Annotated in this window: 18 protein-coding genes; 11 read left to right on the forward strand and 7 right to left on the reverse strand. The window is 52.3% G+C overall.

All coding sequences use genetic code 11. From position 1 onward, the window contains the following. Nucleotides 1-77 precede the first annotated feature (77 nt). The 5 genes from ACR0KC_RS21880 (at nt 78) to ACR0KC_RS21900 (ending at nt 5,013) form a co-directional block, all read left to right on the forward strand. Nucleotides 78-704 (forward strand): glutathione binding-like protein, encoded by a 627-nt coding sequence (locus tag ACR0KC_RS21880; RefSeq protein WP_480707613.1) that lies wholly within the window; start codon nt 78-80, stop codon nt 702-704. 3 nt (nt 705-707) lie between these two features. Continuing rightward, nucleotides 708-1,361 (forward strand): DsbA family oxidoreductase, encoded by a 654-nt coding sequence (locus ACR0KC_RS21885; RefSeq protein WP_480772221.1) that lies wholly within the window; start codon nt 708-710, stop codon nt 1,359-1,361. 200 nt (nt 1,362-1,561) lie between these two features. Next, nucleotides 1,562-2,752 (forward strand): low temperature requirement protein A, encoded by a 1,191-nt coding sequence (locus tag ACR0KC_RS21890; RefSeq protein WP_480772220.1) that lies wholly within the window; start codon nt 1,562-1,564, stop codon nt 2,750-2,752. Continuing rightward, entirely contained in the window at nt 2,745-3,707 is a 963-nt protein-coding gene (locus tag ACR0KC_RS21895) for an ion transporter (RefSeq protein ID WP_480707610.1), read from the forward strand. Before ACR0KC_RS21890 ends, ACR0KC_RS21895 begins: the two co-directional genes overlap by 8 nt. Before the next feature lie 673 nt (nt 3,708-4,380). Beyond that, on the forward strand, nt 4,381-5,013 hold the full coding sequence (locus ACR0KC_RS21900) for a hypothetical protein (RefSeq protein ID WP_480772219.1): 633 nt from the start codon (nt 4,381-4,383) through the stop codon (nt 5,011-5,013). A 79-nt stretch (nt 5,014-5,092) separates the two neighbouring features. On the opposite strand, the gene ACR0KC_RS21905 is transcribed toward ACR0KC_RS21900, so the two are convergent. From ACR0KC_RS21905 to ACR0KC_RS21915, 3 genes are all read right to left on the reverse strand, one after another. Beyond that, the gene (locus ACR0KC_RS21905; protein ID WP_480772218.1) at nt 5,093-6,373 is read right to left on the reverse strand and encodes a serine hydrolase domain-containing protein; all 1,281 of its coding nucleotides are present in this window, start codon (nt 6,371-6,373) and stop codon (nt 5,093-5,095) included. Nucleotides 6,374-8,221: 1,848 nt separating this feature from the next. Beyond that, complete coding sequence (locus tag ACR0KC_RS21910) at nt 8,222-9,766, reverse strand: ShlB/FhaC/HecB family hemolysin secretion/activation protein (protein WP_480772217.1); 1,545 nt, start codon at nt 9,764-9,766, stop codon at nt 8,222-8,224. A gap of 124 nt (nt 9,767-9,890) precedes the next feature. Next, complete coding sequence (locus ACR0KC_RS21915; RefSeq protein WP_170395435.1) at nt 9,891-10,190, reverse strand: hypothetical protein; 300 nt, start codon at nt 10,188-10,190, stop codon at nt 9,891-9,893. Between the two features lie 393 nt (nt 10,191-10,583). On the opposite strand from ACR0KC_RS21915, the gene ACR0KC_RS21920 reads away from it, so the two are divergent. Further along, nucleotides 10,584-11,099, forward strand: coding sequence for a DUF805 domain-containing protein (locus tag ACR0KC_RS21920; protein ID WP_480707606.1), 516 nt, complete (start codon nt 10,584-10,586; stop codon nt 11,097-11,099). A gap of 74 nt (nt 11,100-11,173) precedes the next feature. After that, nucleotides 11,174-11,944 (forward strand): hypothetical protein, encoded by a 771-nt coding sequence (locus tag ACR0KC_RS21925; protein ID WP_480791491.1) that lies wholly within the window; start codon nt 11,174-11,176, stop codon nt 11,942-11,944. 989 nt (nt 11,945-12,933) lie between these two features. Here ACR0KC_RS21925 and ACR0KC_RS21930 read toward each other — a convergent pair. Then, nucleotides 12,934-13,164 carry a hypothetical protein gene (locus tag ACR0KC_RS21930; protein WP_170512780.1) on the reverse strand — a complete coding sequence of 77 codons (231 nt, stop codon included), beginning with the start codon at nt 13,162-13,164 and terminating at the stop codon, nt 12,934-12,936. Nucleotides 13,165-14,424: 1,260 nt separating this feature from the next. Here ACR0KC_RS21930 and ACR0KC_RS21935 point away from each other — a divergent pair. From ACR0KC_RS21935 to ACR0KC_RS21945, 3 genes are all read left to right on the forward strand, one after another. Continuing rightward, nucleotides 14,425-15,747, forward strand: a complete 1,323-nt coding sequence (locus ACR0KC_RS21935; protein WP_170567857.1) for a mechanosensitive ion channel family protein — start codon at nt 14,425-14,427, stop codon at nt 15,745-15,747. Then, complete coding sequence (locus ACR0KC_RS21940; RefSeq protein ID WP_480707603.1) at nt 15,744-17,357, forward strand: mechanosensitive ion channel family protein; 1,614 nt, start codon at nt 15,744-15,746, stop codon at nt 17,355-17,357. The genes ACR0KC_RS21935 and ACR0KC_RS21940 overlap by 4 nt, the downstream gene beginning before the upstream one ends. Before the next feature lie 169 nt (nt 17,358-17,526). Beyond that, nucleotides 17,527-18,426 (forward strand): hypothetical protein, encoded by a 900-nt coding sequence (locus ACR0KC_RS21945; protein WP_480459834.1) that lies wholly within the window; start codon nt 17,527-17,529, stop codon nt 18,424-18,426. A 279-nt stretch (nt 18,427-18,705) separates the two neighbouring features. On the opposite strand, the gene ACR0KC_RS21950 is transcribed toward ACR0KC_RS21945, so the two are convergent. Continuing rightward, on the reverse strand, nt 18,706-21,849 hold the full coding sequence (locus ACR0KC_RS21950) for an efflux RND transporter permease subunit (RefSeq protein ID WP_480772360.1): 3,144 nt from the start codon (nt 21,847-21,849) through the stop codon (nt 18,706-18,708). A 12-nt stretch (nt 21,850-21,861) separates the two neighbouring features. Next, the gene (locus tag ACR0KC_RS21955) at nt 21,862-23,022 is read right to left on the reverse strand and encodes an efflux RND transporter periplasmic adaptor subunit (protein ID WP_170408615.1); all 1,161 of its coding nucleotides are present in this window, start codon (nt 23,020-23,022) and stop codon (nt 21,862-21,864) included. Between the two features lie 87 nt (nt 23,023-23,109). On the opposite strand from ACR0KC_RS21955, the gene ACR0KC_RS21960 reads away from it, so the two are divergent. After that, a complete protein-coding gene (locus ACR0KC_RS21960; protein ID WP_480772359.1) occupies nt 23,110-23,751 on the forward strand; it encodes a TetR/AcrR family transcriptional regulator in 642 nt (213 codons plus the stop codon). 260 nt (nt 23,752-24,011) lie between these two features. Here the strand turns inward: ACR0KC_RS21960 and ACR0KC_RS21965 are convergent. Beyond that, the coding region (locus ACR0KC_RS21965; RefSeq protein ID WP_480796374.1) for a cupin domain-containing protein at nt 24,012-24,417 on the reverse strand (406 nt) is incomplete at its 5' end.

Raw genomic sequence — 24,417 nt, forward strand, 5'->3', positions numbered from 1 at the left:
TCGGGAGGAATAAGACCGTCGTAGAAAGCTCGGTCACAGCGTCGCAGTGATAGCGGTCTGCAAACAGGGATGCTTCCGTGACCAGATCACCAGCATTGGCCGTATGTAGCGTCAAAAGCCCGCCATCTTGCAGCGCTCGCCGAAGAAAGATCCCGACCATCGAAGACCGTTCGGAAGGGCGCGCGATTTTCGAATCCGGCGCGATCCTGTGGTATCTGGCCGAGAAATACGGAAAATTTCTGCCATCGGACCCGGTCAAACGGTCCGAGGTCATGCAATGGATGCTGTTTCAGGTTGGGCACGTAGGACCGATGATGGGACAGGCGATGTATTTCCAGCACATCGCTGCGCCTAATGGCAATAAAGAGCCCTTTTCAATCCGTCGCTACGTGGACGAAAGCCGCCGCTTGATGGAGGTGATGAACTCTCGTCTGGACGGGCGCGAATGGATTGCTGCAGACGAGTACACCATAGCTGACATGATGCTGTTCCCATGGGCGCGTGCATATGTCTGGGCAAGGGTAGATGTGTCGGACCTGTCGCATCTGAACGCCTGGTTCGACCGTATTGACGCCCGGCCGGCCGTGCAGCGGGCGTTGACCATCCCAAAGGCCAACCCCCAATTCTGGGATGCCAACGCAGATGCCAGCGCCTTTGCTAAGGAAAACGCGTCGCGCTTTTCCAGCGATGTAAAAGGAACCTAAACCGTGCAAGCTGCTCTGCCCATTCGCGTCGATATCGTGTCAGACGTTGTTTGCCCTTGGTGTGTGATCGGCTACCACCAACTTGCCAAAGCCGCGCGCGACACCCAGACCGAACTAGATATCCATTGGCATCCATTCGAGCTGAACCCGCAGATGGCCGAGGGTGGCGTGAACCTACGCGAACATCTGGCGGCAAAATACGGGACCACTTTGGAAGGATCGATCAAGGCGCGTGCCGGCCTCAGCGAGATGGGCGCAGCACTTGGGTTCAAGTTCAACTACGCCGATGACATGCGGATGTATAACACCTTCCGAGCGCATCAGTTGATTGACTGGGCAACGGAACTAGGAAAAGGCCACGAGATGAAGCAGGCACTTTTTGCGGCCTTCTTCACCCGTTGCGAGGACGTCTCGGACATGCAGGTTCTCGCCGACGCGGCCGCAGGCATCGGGCTGAACCGCGCGGATGCGCTAGACATGTTGCAAAGCCAAGATCGGGCCAATCATTTGCGCCAAAAAGAGCAATTCTGGATCAGCCAAGGTGTTCGGGGCGTGCCTGCAATGGTGTTCGATCAACGTCACCTCGTGACCGGTGCGCAGGGCGAGGAAAACTACGCCCGCTTCCTGCTGCATCTACGAGACGACAGGGCCGCGTGACACCAGTGAATACCAGGCACTTCCGGCGCAAAAAAAACCACGATCGGACAGGTGTCGCCCGGCCTGCCATCGCTGAACAACCATTGTGGGGGTTGCATGACGTAAGTCTCCGCGACAACCTTCCTCTTAAATTAAAAACTCAGTCGGAGTGGCCGAATGCCGGCCGCTACAGCCCTTCAACCTGGAAGAGTTCCTAATTTATGGCACTGCATGATCACCCCATCTGGCGGAAGCCGCAACATCACCAAGACCTCGACCACGCGCACGACCATGTCCACTGGGCCGAGCTGTTCTACGACCTGATCCACGTCGTGACGATCTTTCTATTGGGCAATTACCTGTCGCATCATCTCGATCTGCATGGGTTTCTTGTGTTCGCCGGAGTCTTCATAACGCTCTGGTACGCTTGGGGCGAACTCAGCATATTCAACTCGATCTACGTCAGTACCGACTTTTGGCATCGGCTGATCATGGCCGTGATGATCTGCACGGTGATGTTCATGGCAGCGGCGATCCCGGCTATTGACGGAAAGGGTTGGGTTTTCTTCGCGTTAGGATTTGCTGCGAACAGGGCCATGATCGCGGCGCTGTACTATCGAGCCCGGCGGGCCAATTCATCAGGCGAGTCGATGTCGACGGCCCAGATCCGCAATTTCTCGGTCTTTGCGGTGATCTTTGCGATTGCAGCCTTTTTGCCTGCTCCTCTTGCTTACTGGGTGTTTGCCGTCGCAATGGTGGCCACGCAGGCGATGTATATGATCCCCGCTGTCACAGTCCTGCGTTTCGAGAGGTTTGTCCCGCGTCTTGGCCATATGGCTGAACGGTTTGCTCTTTTAACATTGATCGTATTAGGCGAAGGGTTCTTCAAACTGGTCGTCACCCTGTCCGAAAAAGGAATTTACAAAGTATCACCGGACGTACTGGTCAACTTCGTCATCGGTGGCGTTTCGATGTTCGTGATGTGTTGGATCTATTTCGACTTTGTCGGCAATGCCAAACCAAAAGACAAAAAGGTGTCGACGTTGGTCATCTGGTGGCTTGCGCACCTGATTTTGATGCTTTGCGGCGTCATGGTCGGCGTGGCTCTTGCTGCCGAGGTCAAAGTCGGATTTTGGGAGCCATATCCAACCGAATATGCCGCTATAGGCTGTTTCGGTCTTGCCGGTTACATCGCCATGCTTTGGGTGCTTCAAAACGTCATAGAACATCGTTTGGCGTCGGATTTCGGGCGATGGGACGTGCGTGTATTCGGGATAGTGCTGGCAATCATCTGTTTCTTTGTCGTCCCACATGTCCCCTCTTTGGTAGGCAATCTGATCTGGGGGACAGCTTTGCTATCGCAAATCGCGATCCCCCTGACGCGCGCCTGGACGCAGTTTCGACATGAGTGAGGCACTTACAAGTTCAGGCTATCTAAAAAGAAAAGTCTATTGGTGGCTCGAGCGCCCGGACCGGGCGGCCACCGGTCCCTGGTTGCTTGAAATAGCTCTAATTGCCCTAATCACGCTGAACGTGGCCGCCGTTATCCTGGAAACGGTTGACTCCATATATTTCCGTTGGGGCCTGGCTATGAACCTCTTTGAGGGTCTTTCTCTGTTTGTTTTCGTGGTCGAATACGCGGCAAGGCTGTGGGTCGCCACTGAAAATCCAAGTTACAAAACGCGCGCTGCGTGGGCCGTCTCCCCGATCGCCATCATCGATTTACTAGCGATTTTACCTGCGCTGCTCTACTTGATCTTCCCGGTTGACCTGCGTCTGCTGCGTACCTTCCGCATGTTGCGGCTGCTTAAACTCACGCGGTATTCCCCCGCGCTCGGCATGCTGCTTGCTGTGTTTGAGGAAGAGGCTGGCGCCTTTTTTGCAGGTTTCTTCATCCTGATGGTGATGCTGATTTTTGCGGCCAGCGGTGCTTGGCTGGCCGAGCACGAAGCGCAACCGGATGCCTTCGGTTCGATCCCCGCAGCGATGTGGTGGGCGATGGCAACGCTGACGACCGTTGGTTATGGCGACGTGACGCCCGTGACAGTTGCCGGTAAGATCTTCGGCGCTGCGATCACCGTGATTGGCATCGGTATGGCTGCGTTGCCTGCAGGGATCATTGCCAGCGGCCTGAACGACCAGTTGCACCGCCGACGGGCCAGCCTGGAACGTGAATTTCGAAAGGCCTTGGAAGACGGCGATATCTGCGAGGCCGATGAGAAAGAGATTGACGCAGTTCGCAAGCAATTGGGTCTCTCGCGCCGCGCTGCCGATCATATCCGAAACCGCGTGCATACCGAAACAATATCACAGGTCGATCATTGTCCCACCTGCGGTCAGCCGACCAAGCAAAAGGTCAAGTCGTGAACGCCAGCATCGGACTGCTTGTCCACGGAGTTCGAGATTTGCGGGGAAAAACTATCTGTCAGTTCTTTAGCGTGCGCTCTTTCGTTGATCCCAAAAATCGGAGTCAATGAAACTGAAAAACACTTTACTGCTCTGAATAGTTGAAAGATCTGGGCACGCAGTTCAGTTTGGGTCAGAAATGCCTGACGTTTGGGTCAGATACGAATGACGTGATGTACTAATTTCTTGAGGTTTTTGCCATCGATTGAGTCAAAGATCTGTGACGTTCCACAAACCCTTGAGAAAATCTTTAAAAATCAAGTTTTTAAGTGGAGAATCGGCGATTCTCTGAACGTGTTCACGTAACACCCGTTCAGCAATGTCCAATGGCTTTTATCTAAGGCCTTCCCTCCGAGAACTCAAAACCTGACATTTAGGCGGGACGCGGCGAAGGACTCGAAGGAGCCCTAAGTTCAAATTTCTGCACCGTGCATCAATGCCGGAAGTTCAGAAGAAAGCTGTCGTTGAGTGTTCTATTCAAACCGCACCTTCTTCACTTTTTGGGTTGTGCAAACGCTCCCAAGGGGTGTCTCATCGGTGTGTAATGTGTTCATTGGATATTAGCCGTGTTCGACGCGTCGACATACCTCGCGATAACATCAATTGCAGTCATCGGCCTGTTCACGTCTTCTGCGTGTCTTTTTACTGGAAGTTCCCCGCCCTAGCAGGCTGGCTTTCTGATTTTTCATCAGGGATCGGACTTGGCTATGCTTTCCTTTTCTTACTGCCAAAAATCGGTGAATTGTCGGCCGATTTGGCTGCAAATGGCAAATGGGAAAACTCGCTGTTCGGTTATTCGCTCCTAGGATTTCTCATTTACTACTTGCTGGAAGCCAGTCGCGAAACGGGGGCCGATAACAGGTTGTCGCTTGGCTTGGACACAGTGGCACTTGGAACCTATAACTGCTTGCTTGCCATTACCGTCATGCAAACGACGGGAACATCACCTGAGCTGTACGCTGTTGGAACGTTGGCTTATTCATTGCATTTGTTTGGGGTGAATATCTTTCTCTATAAGACCCACCCCGGACACATGTCTGGATGGCTACGCGCATACTTTGTCGCGTCGCTTGCAGTCGGCATATTGATCGGTCTCAACGCAGACAAAAGTAGCATGATCTATTCAATTGCAACTGGGTTAACAGGGGGTGTGATAATAGCCCTGTCTCTTCGGGTTAAACTACCCAGCCTTTCGGCAGTGAATACAAAAGCTCTGTTGATTGGTGTGGTGTTTGCTGCGGTCGCAGTCGAGGTCACCCGGTACTAACCCGACGACACTGTTAAGTCTTTCCGTAGTATAAGCCGAGCCATTTGGCTCAGCTTGCTAGATTAAGATAATCTGAAATTCATTTACTCAAAGTCTCTGCAATGCCTTTCATCGCAACCATAGAGTCCAGGTACATAGGTGTATTTTGAACGTCTGGCTGGCTTGATAGCTTCACCATAACCACATTGGCTTTTTGGTTCACATACAACAGCTGCCCATAGACACCAATGCCGTAAAACGCGCCTTTTTCCCTGTCTTTCACCCAAACTTGATTACGGTAGTGGAAGCCTTCAAACACCTCTGCATATGCGCTTTTCTCATAAGCTGCGATAACGTCATCATTTGCTTGAATCGTGTCAGCTATCCAATCTGGAGGAATAACTTGAGTGTCGTTAACCTTTCCGTTGTCCAGCATCATTATGCCAAATCGCAATAGGTCACGAGAGCTGGTAAATAACCCACCACTCGTTTGCACAATCCTTTTTGGCCCTAGTTCGCTATATGCAGGGTCCTGAGCACCGATGTCCTGCCACAACTCGGCCAGTACATCCAGATAGCTTTCTCCAGTTGCCGACTCGATAACTATACCCAGCAACGCAGATAGCACTGAACGGTAACTATAAACTTCACCGTCTTCTACCAAGGTCTCGCGATCACTAAGAGAGATCATGTACTCCTTAACGCCAGACTCTGTATCGCAAATTTCAACTTTTTCAGAGAGATCCTGACCAAACGCACAGAACAGATCACCGGCATCGTCTAGGTAGCCGCTAGAAGCATCTTTCCAATCAACAGCAGCGGTCATATCAAGTAGGTGTCTAACCGTTGTATTTTTAAATGCTGGGCCTTCCAACTCTGGCAGGTATTCGGTGATCAGCTTTTTAGGATCTAATTCTCCTGCCTCAACCGCCAGCCCTGCTGCCATACCCAACACTGTCTTGGTGATCGAGTGAATGCGGTGAGGCGTATCAGCTCTCATGCCATTGAAGTACTTTTCAGCGACCAATTTGCCATCGTGATAAATCAAAAAGCTATCGGTATGCGTTTGATGCAACCAATCGTTGATGTTTTGTTCTTCATTATTGCTAGCTGTGAAAACAAAAGTCTCAAGCTCAGTTGGGTATGCCGCTTTTTCCAAAGTACGTACCCAATCTGACGGTGGAACTCGTGCTAATTCGCCAAAAACATTTGTGCCTTCAAATATCCAAGGGCTTCTATCTACAGACTCAACGGTTTCATCCCAGAAATAACCAGCCTCTGCGCTTGCTGGTTGAGTGGAAGCAGTAAATACCGCACCGGAGGCCAAAAGAGCGATAGCAAAAGCGGAAGTCACTAACAGCTTGTGTGCATTTCTTTTCAATTTTGGGGATCTCCGTCCGACTAGACAATCTCTAAGCAATCCAGCCACGCTTCAGCTCTGGTGTCTAGCCCCTTGTGTTTAGGCCAGAGGCTGTCAGACGACTGCGAATTAATCTCTGGTACGACAGTTTAGTAGTCGCAAGCGACGGATGCCAGATACTGTGCGTTGGTCGCCTTGAGCAATGCCCGCTTCGTACGCATCTCGGAGGATGTAAAGCTCGAAATGAAGGTCCGCTTTGGTGTGAGACCAGCCATCAGAAAACGATGAGCATAAGGTGGATTTGTCCGCGAGGCAGACATTCATTAGAAACCTGCCAATGACCGCACCGAGCCCAAACCAACCGATGCTGCTGAAAGCACTAATGTCAGCGACGCGCAGAAAGCTGACTTTGCAAAGTTTCGCGTGCCTAACCTGAACTGCCCAGATGGTCGGAGGCTCTTGTTGGAAGTGCGGCACTTTAGAGTGTTGGCCTATGTGAAGTAAATTTAGGTACGGAGCATTGTTGGGCTACGTCAGTCAACGTAAACGCCAGGGAATAAGGGTAATGCGAAATCCGATTAACCAGATGACAATTGACAAACTAGTGGTCGATTAATCTCATTGTCCGCGCAAAACCTACCAAGCGAGCTTCAGCGCTGCTTTCGTTTAACCGAAATAATGCACCCAGAGTGTTTTGGATGCCGAGCAGGTACATCCCGGGCCATTGCGTCCACGTTTCCGAGGTGCCGCAACGCTCCGTTGTTCAGCAACACGCCTCGCCCAGCATCATACCGGCGCTGTCCAAATCCGCTGGCAACGCATTCCCAGTCTTCCTTGGCCGCCGCGTTGCGGAATCTCGGTAGGTCGTGCGGGTCATGTCGTCCAGGTGTTGCTGCGACGTGATCGTGTTTCTTCGCATTACTTTGGTGGGTTAAATGGTGGGTCACTTGTGTTGTGCTAGGTTGCTGGACACTACCGGTTGTCGGCCTCGGCTTGGGGCGCATGATTGTCACGACGCCTTGAGATTTCGGATGTCCTGGGACGGCCACGTGAGTTGCCGTCGGTTTCGGCGTCAACTGTGGAACCTGGCTAGGAACCGCCGTGGGAACCTGATTGGGGGTTGCGGTTGGGACAAGCGGGGGTGTCGCCGTAGTACCGCTGGGTTGCGGAACACGGCCGGGCACTGCGACCGGAATCTGGTTTGGTGTTGCAGTCGGGACGAGCGGTGGCACAGCAGTTTGTCCAGTGGGCTGAGGTGAGACCTGACCAGGAACTGCGACTGGTATTTGGTTTGGCGTTGCGGTTGGCACAAGTGGCGGTACCGCTGTTGGGCCGGTAGGTTGAGGCGGAACCTGGCCAGGGATAGCTGTCGGAACTTGATTAGGAGTTGCAGTCGGAACTTGCGGCGGCACCGCGGTAGGACCGGTAGCCAATGGTGGAACTTGATTGGGAACAGCTGTCGGAACCCGGTTTGGTGTCGCGTTTGGTGCCAAAGGCGGAGTTAGCGTCGGCGCTACTATCGGTGTGGGAACTTGACCAGGAACCGCTATTGGTGTCGCAATAGGAACCTGACCGGGAATTGCGTTCGGAACCGCGCCCGGAGCAAGGACTGGAACAGTAACGGACGTGGGTGTTTGCTGCGTTCCCTTAGGCGGCAACTGATTTGCCACCGGCTGAGTTGGGCCAGTAACTTGATTACCTGCCCCTTGCCCACCAGCCTGCCCGCATCCTTGGCTCGACTGGTGCGGGTTCCCTACGCCTCGGCACCACCCGTAGTGATTTCCGCGGGCAACGACCTGAGTAGCGGCCAGTTCTGCAATCAAACAAGCTGCAGTAAGTAAAACAATGCGGTTCCGTTTCATAACATCCTCACCAACTTGTTGTCAGAGCAAGATACGCGCCAGGATCGCCAGATTCGGTTAAAGGGCCGTCTCTCAAAGGGACACCGACGTATCCGGACAGAAATAGGTTTTGCTTGAACTCGATGTCCAAACCCAGACCTGTGGATGCCAGTGTAGCATTATCAACTTCAAAACTCGCAGGGTCATTGTTCGAGATGTAACCCACGTCGAAAAAGGCAAAGGGCGTTAGCCGATGAATGCTCTGAGAGCTGGGGAAGTAGGAGTGAGATATTTCGAATATCGCAGAAATCCCGGAATCACCGTCTACTTCGTCAAATCGATATCCGCGCAAAGCATAACGATCACCAAGGAAGTACTCTTCAACAGAGGGCAACCGGTCTGTTGTGTACTGCCCCCAAATCTCGGTGCGCCAAGCTGTGTTGGGCGACAAGCCCGTAAGTGGGCTTTCGTATCCGACGCCGCCTCGTAGGTGCCAGAACGAAGAGTTCCCGTCGTCAAAGTTTGCGTCTGTGGTGTCGTTGTCATTGTCGCCAAAAGACAGTGTTAACCCGGCTTCAAGGGCTTGCCCTTTGGAATAGTTTTGCCCGTACAGATAGGTAAGGCCAACAACACTTGCGTCACTGGACAATGGAACGCCACCGCTAACAGAATCCGATTCTGAAAGGCGATAATCCAAAAGCAGGTATCCATAACGAGCAACATCGCGGATCACAGGATAGCCCAACGCAAGGGTGAAGTTCTCGCCGTCAATATCTGTTCTGGCAAAGTCCCCTGAAATGTCGCGTTTTGCGTTGACGTTCCCATAAAAAATCTCACCGTATAGACCATTGCTGTTCAGCGGCGTGCGATAGGTAAGAGCGCCCCACAATGAGTGTTCTTCGTCTTTGTCCCAATTGTAATTGCCTGATCCCTCAAATCGCAGCAAATCTCCGACGGTCAGCGTCGAATAAAACTCTTGTACGACATAAAAACTAAGCGCTTCTCCAAGCTCACGCGGAGGGTTGTCGAGTGTCGCGCTACCGGCTTGTTTTCGCAGTGGCTCTCCCAATACTCTCAGCCGAGCACCAGTCTGATCCGGGTAATCAAGTTCGGTCGACACGTCCAAGTCGGGTATGTCCTCGGCTAACATAACGGCCCGCTCAAATCGTTTTAGAGTTATAGGATATGCGGTAGTGAGAGGGCGAAAGATATTTTCCAAGGTTTGGAACGTGCGCGTATCTACCCCCTCTATTTCGATGGTTTGAATACGCCCTTCATCAACAACTATGCTCTGCCCATCGGGACCAGGCCAGGCCTCAGCCAAGAAGTAACCGTCTTCTCGGTAGATCTGCGTAATCGTTGATGCGACATCCGCCGCTGTGATGCGCCCCGACCGGTCGAAGGCCAACTGACCGGCAAACGTTAACAGCTCATCGGTATCATACACCGTTACGCCACTGACAGAGTGCTGGGATGCGATGTCCCAAGTTTGGGCCATGCTGTATTTTGGGACTGATACAATAGCCACAAAAGTGCAAATGATCGCAAATACAACCGAGTTGGTTACGGGCATTTTCTACAACCTTAGCATGATTGAGCATGTTAAAACCCAATCCTATTACGAGGTCTGAATGTCTGAGCTTACCGGTACTCAAATTTGATCACGACTGGTGCTTTCGAGATACACAGCAAACAGACTACAATGCGCCTTCGTCGCCCAGGAACTCGATACCAGCGGTCGCGCCATCACTGTAGGCAATGCAATTCCAAGGAGCACGATCCTCGCCAACACCGACAGTGACTTGTGTTCCAGCTTCGCTAAACGCCGACGAGAGCACAACGACTTGCGAATTGTTCGTGGTTTTGGCCACATCTCGCAAACATGCCTGCTGAGCGGGCGTGGGTTCGGCGGACGCGCTAGACGTACTCGTTTCGTCACATGCCGCAAGCAATGCAAACAAAGTTGTGCCTGCAATCATCACTGTCTTTTTGGTCATTTTCTTCTCCATCAGGGTCCATCGAATCTAGTGAAATTGGATGCTCCTTTTTTAAGCGTCCGCTTCTACTCAGCCAATTGAGCACAGCTCGATCCGGTGCTTACCTATCCCAAAGATTTGTCGCCAACGGATTGGTCGGGGGAACGATATCGAGTTGATTGCCGGGGCCGATAACAACGTGGGTCAAATAAAGCTTAGTCGAATTCGCATGTTTGAATCTTATTTTTCATAAATCAACATTTTTTCCGCGCGTAAATTTCGCTACCTTTTTGAAAGATAGGTTTTTGGCGTTCAAACAAAAATAGAAGGCGGGAAAACCCAGAAGGGCGAAGGCGTGCTTTTGGGTCCGCGAGGCGTTCTGAGGCCGCACAGAAACTAAGAAAGGATTGAAAAATGGGATTTGGTGAAGCCGTTAAAACGTGTTTCTCGAAATACTTCCAGTTTTCCGGTCGGGCTATACGCTCAGAATACTGGTGGTTCTTCTTGTTTGTGGTTCTCGTGAGTGCGGCTTTAGCTGTGCTGGATACGATCCTATTAGGGACCAACCCTGAAGCGGGGCAGGGATCTCGGGTTCTGTCCTCTGTTTTTCAACTGGCTGTTCTCATACCTATGCTGGCCGCCGGTTGGCGAAGGCTGCATGATACAGGACGACCTGGCTGGTATTTGCTGCTGCCGATGGCGCTCAGCATTACAACGCTTTTTGTTATGCTGGGTGGCGTGGCGTTCTTTTCGGTGTTGGAGCAAGGGACCGAGAACCCTGACGCATTACGAGGACCCGCGGCAGTCCTGGGCGTGACCGGTATTGTTGTTGTCTCAATTCTTCAATTGGTTCTGTCCATTCTGATGATCTGGTGGTTGACGCGCCCTTCGGAAGAAGGCGCAAACGAATACGGCGAACCTGTTTCCTGACCTGGTTGCCGGGGCAATTGGCCGGAATCTCAGGCTGAATGACAGTGCGAACCGTAACACCATGAAGAGAGAAAATGAGTTTCAAAACGATTTCCACTGGGACGCTAATGATGGTTATGGCGACCACTGCATCAGCGGAGTGGTCGTTCAACTCTGGGCCTATTCCCAATGCATTTATTCAAACCGGAAACATGACGCTGGAACTTCAGTTTAACCGTATTCGCTTTGCTCCGGCTGGATATGAGGACAGCCAGGACATTACGGACAAGCAGGGGCTTTCCATTCGTTTCTTGAAGAACGGAGCCACCGAAGTTGGAGCATTTCAGGTTGGCGCAGAAAACGCTGCCGTACAGATCGTTGATAACTATCCCGTCGAAGTCAGTTTCAATAGTCAAGAGGACTATGGTTTTGTACTGGGCCAGCTTGCGGCCAATGCATCTGTTAACCTGTCGATGATTGATCAAGATGTCAGCTACGGAATCTTTGACTTGAAAGGTTCCAGCGCGGCAATTCGGTCCCTTCGTTCCGCCTGCGATTCAGATCCTAGCCAGCGGTCCTCCTACGAACCCCCCGAAGGCATCGTATATTGTGGTGGCGGAGCGATAGAGCGCGTGATCGAACCCGTAATTTTGGACAACTCGGGGGAAGAGTGGGACGCGCGAGTAACAGTCAACGGCGAGTCGATCAGAGCCATGACTGCTTACAGTTACTTCGGAAATTCTGAGCCGCCAGCCGGATTTGTCGTGGCCCTGCTTGGGGAGGACAGGTCCGAGTTTCTGATTTTTAACGAAGGCTCGGCAAACTGGCTGGAATATGGGGACTACCGATATGATCAGTGCAATTGATACCTTGTGCCAACCAGCTTTCCAAATAGCGCGTCAGATGAAGTGTTTGGTCGCCGGGATTGTGCTTGCTTCGGGCCTTGTTTGGACCTCACCAGATGTCGCGGCTGATGTATCGCGCCTTCCGCCCGGTTTGCAGGCGAAGGATGATCTGGCGGCACGAGCCTGTGCGGAATTCAACGACGCTCAATTTGACTTAGATTGGGGTGCGGTTGAGAAGGTCGATCTCGACGGAGACCTACAACGCGATTGGGTTCTGAATGAGTCTGGTTTCGCGTGTTCAAGCGCCGCATCTCTTTATTGCGGGACTGGCGGATGCATGTCGCATTTTTGGGTTGGTGAAGAGGTGCACTCCTTGCTCAATCAAGGCTGGACAGTCGTTGATTTTGGGCGCCAACGCGTTGTTGTGGCAGGTATTCATGGATCCAATTGCGACGGAATAAACCCAACGCCTTGCGTTACGGCCAGTGTTTGGGACGCAGAAGCTAAAACGTGGCGCTCGTCTGCTGGTGATTGGGAGTAAACTGCAATTGGGCACCGTATAAAAGCCTGAGAGCCTGTTTGTTCGATGGGTTCTCTGTAGCATGCAAACTTTTGGGCGAAGTTTCAGCATATTAATTTATAAAATCAATCATATACATGTAGCAGTTTAAACGCACCTACACCCAGTCTCGGAAATTGCAAAATCTTGTTACGAATGTCCGCTTCGGGCTGCAAGCAGGCGAAGGCCGCCGAAGGGCGAAAGTCAGCTTTGTCCGCAATGTGGACATTCGTTGCGATCGAGCGAACGTCCCCATCGAGCCCGAAGCGCACGTATATTTGCGCCTCTAAAAAGTTATTTTGGAACAAAGGGACTAACTATCTAAGTTACAAAACAGAGTTGATCGAAATTGAAGCCTGAAATCGATTATAAGCTTCCTCGATACACAGGGTTCGCGCAGTCACAAACGAAGCCGCCCACAAAGTGGACGGCCTTGAAGTATCGACACCGATCAGTTGGTCAGAGAAGCATTGCACTCACGCGCCGCTTCAATTGCCTTCTTGGTGCCAGCAAGGCTTAATTCGAAGGCAAAATTAGACTCTGGCATTACAATCATGGTTTCGCGCTCCATTACGTCTGTGACGAAGTCGGGATTGTTGGCAATGAGATAACCGCCTTTGTACCCGTCCGCCAAATTAGGTGGCGCCGCTGTTGTATCGCCATAGTATAATTTGTTGTCCATGAGCAGCTAGGCTTTATCATCCTCAAATTCGATGTCTGCCTTTGTAAAAACACCCATGTAGCCAAAATCTTTGTCTGGGGTCAGACCCATTTGAACAACGTTGGTATTCTCATCCACCCGTTCGATCAGGCAAGTATTTCGGCTCTAATCCACAAACATATTCCAGCCGGATTCCTCGCCATAGTTTACGAACTCTGCGTTGTCTTTTGGCAGAATATTTTTTGTCCTTGGCATGTCCTACGGTTGCTCCGCATGCAAGAACGGCAGCGGCAGCAAGGGTCTTAGTTGTCGTTTTCATAGGAACAATCCCATTATAATATTGCAGAATGAAGATATGAGGGAAAACCGAAAACGCGAATCTTCAAACTAAAATGAATGGCTGCGTCCTTTCGAATGGTTTGAAAAGCAGGTGGTAATGAGGCCAACACTTGCGCCATCGACCAAACCAGAAGTAGAAGGTCCAGTCGGTCGCTCTGCAAAATGGAAACTCATTATATCCCCATCCCCCCCAAAAAAAACCCGCATCGTTCGGAGGGAAACCAGGTGAACAACGCGGGCGGTAGTTTTGGGGTGTTGGTGTTACGGTACTGATTGAAAGATGGATCAAAGTTCCCCGCGTCACCTCTATCTGGGATGATGGGCAACGCGGGGATTTAGTCTGACCATGGGACTGGCCAGACTAAGTCGAATGTGCGGTTGGCCGCTGTTAGTCAACCAAGTTGGCATGAGCGCAAATTCTGTTCGCTACAGTCAAAGTTCGTCACCCGCCATCTGCACAGCGCCGCCACGTTTTCTGAAGCGGACGTGTAAGCTGGAATAAACAAGAATTTCTCATGCACGCGAGAGCAAACTTTTTGGCGCGCGTAAAATTACTTGATTTGTTGTATTTTAGATTCAAGTATTCGAATGCGTGGCGAATTTGTATTACCTCTGTTGCTCGCGCATTCGCCAGACTTGTCTGGTTGCCTCCTGGAGACGCAAGTGAGTGGTGTCGCCAGGAGGCCGTTATTCTCGGTTTAATGGGTCTAATGGAAAAGGCTCCCAATTCTACGTGCACGGCAAGTCTATGACCCCTTTGCGGAAATTTCTGTTTCATTCGCAGATCTGTGGTTCCGCGAATTTGAGAGGTTCTCTATATCTACGGCGACCCAAAAATCCGTGGGGTTCGTCACAAGGAAACATTCAAACATAAACATAAGTCTGGATTTGTTGCATCTGTGTGTGCTCTCTTCGACCGTTAAAGAAGTAAGGGACAGACAGATGAGACGAGCACTGAGAACGTTGAAGATTTGGTCATTCATTTGGTTCACGGCATTAGCGAGTGCTTTTCCTGCCGGCGCGCAAGAGACTGAGGCCGACCAAGAGGCTGTGGAGGTCGAGAATGACGATCTAAAAAATGCAGTCGTTGATGAGATGATTGCGGCTGACGATCTCGAGATCCTACTTGTTCCCCTAACCGCGGAAGAGCTTTCCCAAGTCGCTGGTACTTGGCAGAGTTATGTGCGCTCTCGGCTCGAAGAAGTCGCGCAAGTAAACTTGCAACTTCGGTCGGCGAGCGGAGCTCGGGAAGACAACTTGCGGTCTCAGTTGTCCTCTTTGAACGACTCTGGATCAGAAACTCTCAACAACTATCGTCTGGTGCTCGAAGCATGGGCCTTGAAAGGCGCGAAGGCGGAAGATCTAGAACCGCATTCTGACTATATTCTCGCGTTGAAAACGGGAGCCCTAAAAACTACCGACCTTCAAACGCTTTTTCAGAACGCTTGGGCCTGGTTGTTCTCGTGGGATGGGGGCGTAGGCCTGCTGATGGCCGGTCTGGGTGTTTTGTTGGCAGTTTGGGCCATGATGTTCATTGCTCGGATGGTGCGCCGGGTCACTGAACGGGGTCTGAACAAAATTCCAACTATCTCCAGAATGCTGAAACGCTTCATTGCCACCGCCGTATACTGGGCCGTTTTCGTCCTTGGTATACTCGTCGTTTTAGCTTTGTTCGGAGTTAACGTCACACCGCTTTTTGCCGTGCTCGGTGGTTTGTCGTTCATCCTAGGTTTCGCATTGCAGGAAACGCTGGGAAACCTCGCAAGCGGTCTGATGATCATGGTCCTCAAGCCATTCGACACTGGCGACTATATCCAAGTGGGCGGTTCATCTGGGTTTGTGGATGAGATGTCGGTGGTTTCAACCAAGATCAGAACATTCGACAACCAGATTATTATAGTTCCCAACAGCAAGATTTGGGGGGATGTCATTACCAATGTAAGTGCATCCGAAGAACGTCGGGTCGATCTGGTCTTTGGTATCGCCTATTCGGACAACGCTGCCCAAGCAATTGAAGTGCTCAAAGACTTGGTTGCGCATCACCAGCTTTGTCTGAAGGCACCAGAACCAGAAATTTTCGTGGGTGAGTTGGGAGACAACTCCGTCAACATCTTCTGCCGTCCATGGTCCAAGTCTGATGACTATTGGACCGTTTATTGGGACCTGACCGGTCAAGCAAAAGAGCGGTTTGATAAAGAAGGCATATCTATACCGTTCCCGCAACGCGATGTGCATATTATTCCCGCAGAAGGAGCAAAATCATGAGGGCTCTTACGCTATGGTTACTGCCTCTTCTATTTTCCTGCACTGTTGCGCTTGCTCAGTCTGAAGAAATCCTCGCACCGGCTGAAGAGAGAGAAGATCCCGAGTTTATTGCGCCGGTGATAGTGGATGGCGAAGAATTGTTCGTGGTTCGCGGTTCAAGTGCGCTGCCCGCAACCGAACGAGCGAAAAAAATTGAGGAGCGGATCGCTCAAGTCGCCAATGCATCCACGAAAGCTTCAGTACAGCTTGAGATTTCGGACGCCGAATTTGGGAAAATGATACGCGTTGACGGGCAGATGGTTACGATCACCACCCAAGCTGATGCTGAGCACGAACAAATGGTTATTGAAGTTCTAGCTGGGCTTCAGTCCGAAGCGATTGAGACTGCAATCCTTCAATACCGAGATGCTCGGTCCAATGAGGGCCGAGTAGATAGTGCGATGGCTGCCTTTGCTTGGACAGCAGTCTTTGCCCTCACTTCTTATGCGTTTTTTGCGAAACGGCGAATGTTATTAGACTACTTTAGAAACATCTTGGAAAAGAGAGCTGAAGGTGTTGAAGAAGCCACGAAATCGCTCTTGAGAAGCAGGGCAATCGCGTCGATTATCGTCTATTCAATACACATATTGATGTGGGTCCTGTTTCTGTTCTTTTTCTACTACTACCTTTCATTGGTGCTGCTCTCCTTTGCCGAGACCCAGGGCATTGCCCAGATCCTCTTGAAGTATGTCAGCGAGCCGCTCGTAACCGTCGTTTTGGCAATTGTTGAATATATCCCCAACTTGATCATGCTCGCAATCATTGCAGCTGTGACACGGTTGGGAATTCGAGGCCTCGATCTTTTTTTTGACAACGTCGAGAGCGGCGCTTTCCAACTGAAAGATTTTGAAGATCATTGGATTGCACCAACAAAAATGCTGTGCAGGGCTTTGCTGATTGTGATCGCGCTGGTGTTTGCCTACCCTTATATTCCCGGATCTGACTCTCGAGCCTTCCAAGGCCTGACTATCCTTGCCGGCATCATGGTATCGTTAGGGTCGAACACGGTCGTCTCGAATATGATGGCCGGTCTGTTTGTCATCTATAGACGCAGTACCAATGTCGGTGATCGAATTCAGGTTGGCGACAAGATTGGGGATGTAACCGAGATCAAACTGATGGAAACACTCATTAAGTCGATAAAGAACGAGATGATTAGCATTCCAAATGCACAGCTGCTCAACTCCGAAGTCGTAAACTATTCGCGCAAAGTGGATGGTCGAGGGCTGTTGGTTCACACGACAGTAGGGATCGGATACGAGGAGCCACCAAAGAAAATCAAAGCGATGCTGATAGAGGCAGCTCATCGTACTCAAGGGTTAAGAAAGAACCCTGAACCTTTTGTGCTTTGGACGCAGCTGGCTGACTACGCAATCAATTATGAGATCAACGCATACACTTCGCGCGGATCGAGCTTGCCTAAGATTTTGTCCGATTTGCGCGAAAACATTGTCGATGTGTTTAATGAAAACGGAACACAGATAATGACACCGTCGTACATTGCGGACCCGCCGGAACCCAAAGTTTCGTCAGAGGAATGGGACGGCAAGCTTGCTCATCACGCTGAATAAACTGCATTCAGCTATAGGTTATCAGTGTCAGTGCTTAAGCTTCGTATTGTATAAATATGTCATTGAGTAGCCATGTCTCCGCAGTCCACAGAGCCGACCATTAGGGACTTGAAACGCTCGTTCAGGAATGGCAACTCAAAAGGAATCAGCGTCACGTGGGAAATGCCATATGAAAAACCTTTTTCTAACGTGCTGCTTTGGAGCTATTTCTCTAGGATTTGCAGCATTACCTTCAGCCGCGCAGCCTCGGCTAGGTTGGGCGTATCAGGTTGATGGGCTTGCTGCGTTTCAAGGGGACGCGGATTTGAGTGACGGCGGTGAATTCTCTGCAAGCCGAGCATTTCTACGTGCTACCGCACTTTACAATCTGGAAGGAGGAAACTCCATTGGGCTTTCAACCAGCTTTGGCAAGCTGGATTATAGCTTTAGTCAATCGAACAATCAGCCATGGGAGAACATCCGTGACTTGCGCGTTGCTGTTCCCATGCGATTTCGTGCGAGCGATACAGCAACAGTTTTTGTGTCACCACAGATCAGGTGGGATTATCAAATTGGAGCTTCCGCATCTGATGGTAGGACCTACGGTGTTTTCGCGGGTATTGCTTGGCAACTTAACGAGCGCCTGACGATAGGACCGGCCTTTGGCGCGTTCTCTCAATTTGACGATGGTGGTACAGATTTTTTTCCGGCCCTGCTGATCGATTGGGACCTAAATGATCGCTGGAACTTGAACACTGGCTCAGGGATTGGAGCGACACAAGGCCCCGGGTTGACCCTGAGCTACACGTTGACTGAGACCATAGATCTTTCCTTAACCGCACGATCGGAGAGAATTCGATTCAGGTTGGATGGGGAAGGTCTCGCGCAGGACGGGGTGGGCGAAGACAAGAGTGTCCCCGTCGTACTTTCCGTTGGATACAACCCAAATCCTGGAGTTTCATTGAGCGTATTTGCAGGCGCAGAATTTGACGGCCGCCTGACGCTAGATGATGCGAATGGAGCGGAAATTAGTCGTCAGACCTATGAAACAGCGCCATTGGTTGGGCTGGCGTTTAGGGTCAGGTTCTGATCACAGCATTGAGCCTGTTTGCCAATTGTGCGCGGAGTTATTATTTGCGTCTGAGTTCGAACGTCCGCTTTGTCCGCAAAGAGGTCTGTTAGCTGGAACGCAGCGAAGGTCTGCACCGAGCCCACTTTGACCGATGCTGCGCGATGCCCCAATTACAGCAATACGCAGAAACCAGACTTTGCAAAGTCCGGCGTGCGGCCCATAACAGAAAGTGAACCCCGCTTCGAACAACGACGGCTTTGAAACATACCAATTTGCAAGGAGAAGTAGTCTCGAACCTCACTCTGCCACAAGCGCAACAATAGCTTCTTGAGGCTGGGAATGCTGGTTGTTTGCCTCAAGCGGTTGGTCAAGCTTTCCACGATGCACCAGGGCGAACATTGGCGGAGTGAAATAAAACGATACGACAGTCGACAACAGTACGCCCCCAGCGATTGCAACGGCGAATGGCGGCCAAAATGCTCCTCCAGCTATGATCAGGGGTAGGAAACCACCAAAGGTTGTGACCGTTGTCGAGATGATATGCCGACTTGAACCAGTCACAACACGCGCCATCGCCACCCGGTCGCCTTGGCTCGCGTCAACGTCTTGTTGCAACCCGGTTAAAATTATTATCGCCGCGTTGATCGAAACCCCGATCGAGCCGATGACACCGATAATCGCCGTTATTCCGAACGGGAATTGCATAACGGCCAGCGACAGTATTGAAAGGCCTGCAGACAACACGCACACGACCAAGGTCACGAGCGTCAGCCGGAACGAGTTAAAGGTGAGGACGATGGTCGCAATGGAGAGTGTGACAATCAATCCAACAGAGGCAAGCAGATTGCCCACGGTGTTGGATCGGGCATCACTGTCGCCACCTAAGGACATCGAATAGCCTTGCGGCAACACAAACCCGGACGCATTAAGCGCTTCTAGTACGTTTTGCAACGCCTCTTCGGGTAAAACACCGGGGACGATAAACGCTTGGATAGTGTTTTCGCGCACGCCGTCCGTTCGGGTTATGACGCTTTCCGCTGGTTCGATCACCGGCCTGGCTAGTTCCGACAACGGCACAGCAGGGAAAACACTTGTGGCGGATACGGCGGCAGCATTGGGCAGCAGGATGGGCATACTGACAATGGCGCTTAGGTCTGATCGCACCTCGTCACCCAGTCGAACACGCACCGGCAACTGTTCGGTCCCTTCAATCAGTGATCCACCGGTAATGCCAACAAGCGCCGTGTCCAGCTGACCAGCTATATCCGCCACATCCAGTCCCAGCAGACGCGCCTTGACCTCATCAATCTCGAACCGGATTTGAGGGTTGCCGCCGTTCACGCTGGCGCGCGCCTGGGTTACCAGATCGAGATTGGCCATGACTGAACGCACCTCGTCGCCCAGATCACGCAAAACCGTGATGTCCTGCCCCTGAATTTTGACTTCAACCGGTGCGGCGACCGGAGGGCCCTGAACAAGACTGCGAACGATGATCTGCGCATCAGGAAAGTCGGTATCCAGACGACTCTGCAACGTTCCAACAAGGCGGGCGGCGTCGTCTGCCGTGCCGGTCGTGATCATAGCTTGTGCAAACCCAGGCTCTCGTGAGCGGTTTCCAACGATGTTGTAGTAGAATGCCGGGCCGGACTCTCCGACGGTCCAGTATACACTTTTGACGCCGTCGTCAGCCAGCAGCATTTCATCGATTTGGCGGGCGGTTGCTTCCGTGGTGGCAATTGACGTTCCACCCGGCATGTCGACTTCGATATAGAATTGGTTGCGGTCGACGCCCGGGAAGAATTGCGCGGTCAGCGTTGGAAAGGCCGCAAAGCCAAGCACCGGCAAGATCAATGCCAACGCGATAGATCGCACCGGATTGGTGACTGACAATCGAATTGAGGCCTCGAACATACGGGCAAGTGGCGGGATGCTGATACCGCGGCTCAGCATTCCTGCGTCTGGGCGATCGGACAGTAGCCAGCCCGCAATCGCCGGAGTCACAGTCAAGGCCACAACTAGGGACCAAATAAGCATCAGCACCACGGCGATAGCGATGGCACCGACAAAGTCGCCGGCGGGTCCCGGCAGCAAGATCATCGGCGTGAAGGCAAGCGCCGTAGTGACGGTCGACGCCAGCAAAGGCGCGGCCAACCGGCGAACAGCATCTCGCACGGCTGAAAGTCGCTCCATCCCATCCTGCAGACGACGTCGAATTTCATCGGTCATCACGATGGCTGCGTCAACAAGCAGACCGAGGGCAACGATCAGACCCGTCACGGACATCTGGTGAATGGGCAAACCGATCATGTTCATCGTCGCCAGGGTCGCCAATGAGACAACCGGCAAAACCAAAGCCACGATCGCGGCTGCCCGAACACCTAACGTAACAAACAAAACTGCCACAACCAGAGCCACGCCAATGGCCATGTTGACCCCAACCTCTGACAAACGATCCGTCGTGTACTGGCTTTGATCAAACAGCAGTATTTCCTGCATGCCCAAAGGTACCGCTGCGGCGCCGGCCTCAAGCTCATCCCGTAGAAAGCCTGTCCAGCGGTCGATCTGCACGCCGTCCTGCGCCAGAATTCCGACCAAAACGGAGGGCATCCCGTTGGCAAAAGCGATTGAGGACTGCGGTTCGCGTGCGCCCCGGTCTACGCTGGCAATATCGCCGAGCTGCACCACTGCACCGTCCGCGTTTTCACGCAGGACGATGCTCCGAATGCGATCCAGACTCTCAATTTCTCCGCTGACGCCAATGGTTAGGTCGACATCGGATTGCAGCCGCCCAGACTGAACCTTCCCATCTGCTTCGGCGATCCGCTGGGAAATCTCGGCAGCGCCAAGCCCAAGCGCAGCGGCCTTGTCCATATCGACACTTACGAGCACCTCTTCCTCTGGCTGACCGAAATAGTCGACGGCTCGTGTCGCAGGTATCGCGCGCAATCTGTCACCCAATGCTTCGGCATGACGAGACAGCAAAGTTATCGGGAAGTCGGGGTCCTCGGCCGCAACTGCAATGACAGCGGAATAGGCAGCAATACCCTCGGCATCGAATTCCGGTGGCAATACTCCTGCCGGGAAGTTCTGGCTTGCATCTTCCACGGCGTCCCGAGCCTCGGCCCAAACCTGCTCAATGGTGGCTTCGTCTAATGTTTCCAGCAATTCAACAGAAACGACCGACACGCCCGAGCGGGAGACAGAACTGATCTCATCCACCTCGGCGATCTTTCGCAGTTCTTCTTCGATTTCTGCGGTAACCAATGCTTCAACCCGTTCGGGGTCTGCGCCAGGAAACTGCGTGGTTATGGTTGCGAAGAGGTTGGTGATCGTGGGGTCTTCCTGTCGCCCAAGCGATAGGAACGAAGACAGCCCTGCAGACACAAGCACCAAAATGATGAGGGCAACCAGCCGGGGATGGCGAAAGGTAAGGGTTTCCATCAGATCGCTCCGTTACTCGCCAGTGTCGAAGGCGACGCGCTGACCAACGCTCACCCGCTGCGGACCCTGATCGATCAGGACGGTGCCTTCCGGAAACGCGCCACGCACAAAGACGCGGTCGTCTTCGGCATGCAGCACTTCGACCGTCGCCAGGCGCACAGTCTTTTGCGCGTCGGCAACCAGCAGTGTCCATTGCCCGCGCGTTCCTTCCTTTAGCGAAGTTGTGGGCACCCAGGTTCCCGCACTTTGGACAGGATCGAGTACATGCACACGTGCGGTTTGTCCGAAAGCAACGTCGGGAGCGTTTTTCAGATCGAACAGCGCAGTGCGGGTTCGGGTCACCGGGTCAATATCGGGCCGCAAGGTTGCAAGCTCAGCCCGGTAGCTTTTAGCTGATATTTCGATCTCAACATCAGTCAGAAGCGCCGGATCAACATCGAGAGGAACACCGATCCGAACCTGCGGCGACACGACCTCGACCATTCCCAGAACCAGCTCGCCCGAGCGCAGAGTTTCGCCACCGTCCACGTGTCGCGCGGTTATTTGACCGGCAAATGGGGCCTCGATGCTGGATTTCTCAATCCGAACGGTAACATCGCGCAGGGCCGCATCCAACTCGCCAATTCTGGATAACAATTCATCTTGCTGAGAAACGGCTTCGTCCAAACGGGCTTGACTGGTAAAGCCTTGTTCAATGAGTTTCGCGTTTCGCTCGACCGTCTTTCTTGCAAATGCAAGCTGGGCTGCAATGGCATCGCGTGATGCTGTCAGACGGTCGCGTTCGACCTCCAGCAGTGCAATGTCCAGTGTCGCAAGAAGTTGACCTTTGGCAACCTTGTCACCCTCATCCACCAGAATTTGATCGAGCGTCCCGTTCAGCTCGAAAGAGATATCTGCCGAACGCTGAGGTTCGACCTGCCCGATGAACACACGGTCGACCGTGTAAGCGCTCTCGGACGTTATCGGCGTCACGGATACCGGGGTCACAGCGGCGGCATCCGGTGCGGGCACCGCCTCCGCTCTACGGGTGAGCTCGGATGCGCCAAAGTGAACGGCGGCCGCTGCAACGGCTATAAAACTGACGGTCACTCCCAAACGCACAGTGCCGCGTAACACACGTGCAAATAGGCTCGGTTTGGTCGCTTCAGTAGATGAATTGGCAGGATTCGGCATTTGGGGACCCCATCAAGTTAGCGTCTCTAACATATGTTAGAAGTTCTCACTTTGACAAGAGATACGTGATCTGGCACATGTTGGATCATGAGCAGCACCGAAAAAAATCATTCGACTAGCAGACAAACGGCTGGTCTTTCCGTCAGCAAGAAAGCCTATCATCACGGTGATCTCCGCGCTGCACTGATCGAAGCAACCCGACAGTTGGTAGAAGAAAAAGGTCCGGACAGTTTTTCCGTATCCGAGGCGTGCAGACGCGCGGGCGTATCGACTGCGGCACCTTACAAGCACTTCAAAGACAAGACAGAAATGCTGGTCGCCACTGTCCTTGAGGGAATGGATCGGCACCGAGACAAAATGCTTACTTCGCTGGAAGGCGTTCCTGAAGGATCTCCCGAGCGCATTACTGCCATAGGGATGGAGTATATTGCCTTTGCGTTAAATGAGCCCGGGATCTTCAGACTGAAATTTGGCGGCTTCACAGACCGCATCGCGGATCCCCGGCTGGAGGAAGGCGGCCAGCAAAGTTTCGGGATTCTTTTGACTGAAGTAGCAAAATGTCTCGGTGAACCGGGAATCACAGACGAAGTTCGCCGCCGTGGTTTTTTGTTGTGGAGTTTCGTGCACGGGCTGTCCTTCATTTTGCATGACAAAGGGCTTGCGGAGAAAGGTGAAGAATTCGATCTTCATACCCTTCTTGAGGACGTTTCGCAAAGAATGCTGAGTTGAGCGTTCTCACACTAAAACGAATTCAACCAAGCACTCATAGCAGACGATCTAAGCCGCTGTCACGCCTGCGCCTAAACGATTGCTCTGGTTCACATAGAAGACATTTTTGGAAAGCGCCGCCAATGTCGGCTATCCAGAATCGCAAGGTCTCGTCGTGAATGTCGGCTTCGGGTTGAGCCAGTATTACAAGTTAGGGTGTACGGCAGAAGCTTTGTTCCAAAGCCTCCGTTTCGCAACCCGGAGTTATGCACGCGCGTTCGTTAGCTGGGAACGTCCGCAGGCACCAGGATCGTCATTCCCACTCGGTCTGCTACGGCCATGATCGCCGGAATGTCTGGTGGTCCATCTGGCGCTGGAATATCAGTCGTGCCGTCAGGCATTGCTTCACCGGCTTCGGTAAAAAAAGTGTCATGCATCGCGCCGGGGGCGTTAATGCAAAGTAGCCGGCCAGGCCGCTCTCCGGTGCATGTAAAGGCGTGCACTGCGCCGTCCGGAACCTTAACGAAGTCACCACATTTGACGTTGACTTTCTCGCCATTCAAAAAGAACTCGAAATCACCATCGAGCACATAAAAGCTCTCATCTTCGCCAGCGTGATGATTAGGCGGCGCACCGGCACCAGGCGCCGTCTTTATCTCAATGATAGTACAACGATCTCCGGTCTCA

Source organism: Ruegeria sp. CF3 (assembly GCF_056537365.1).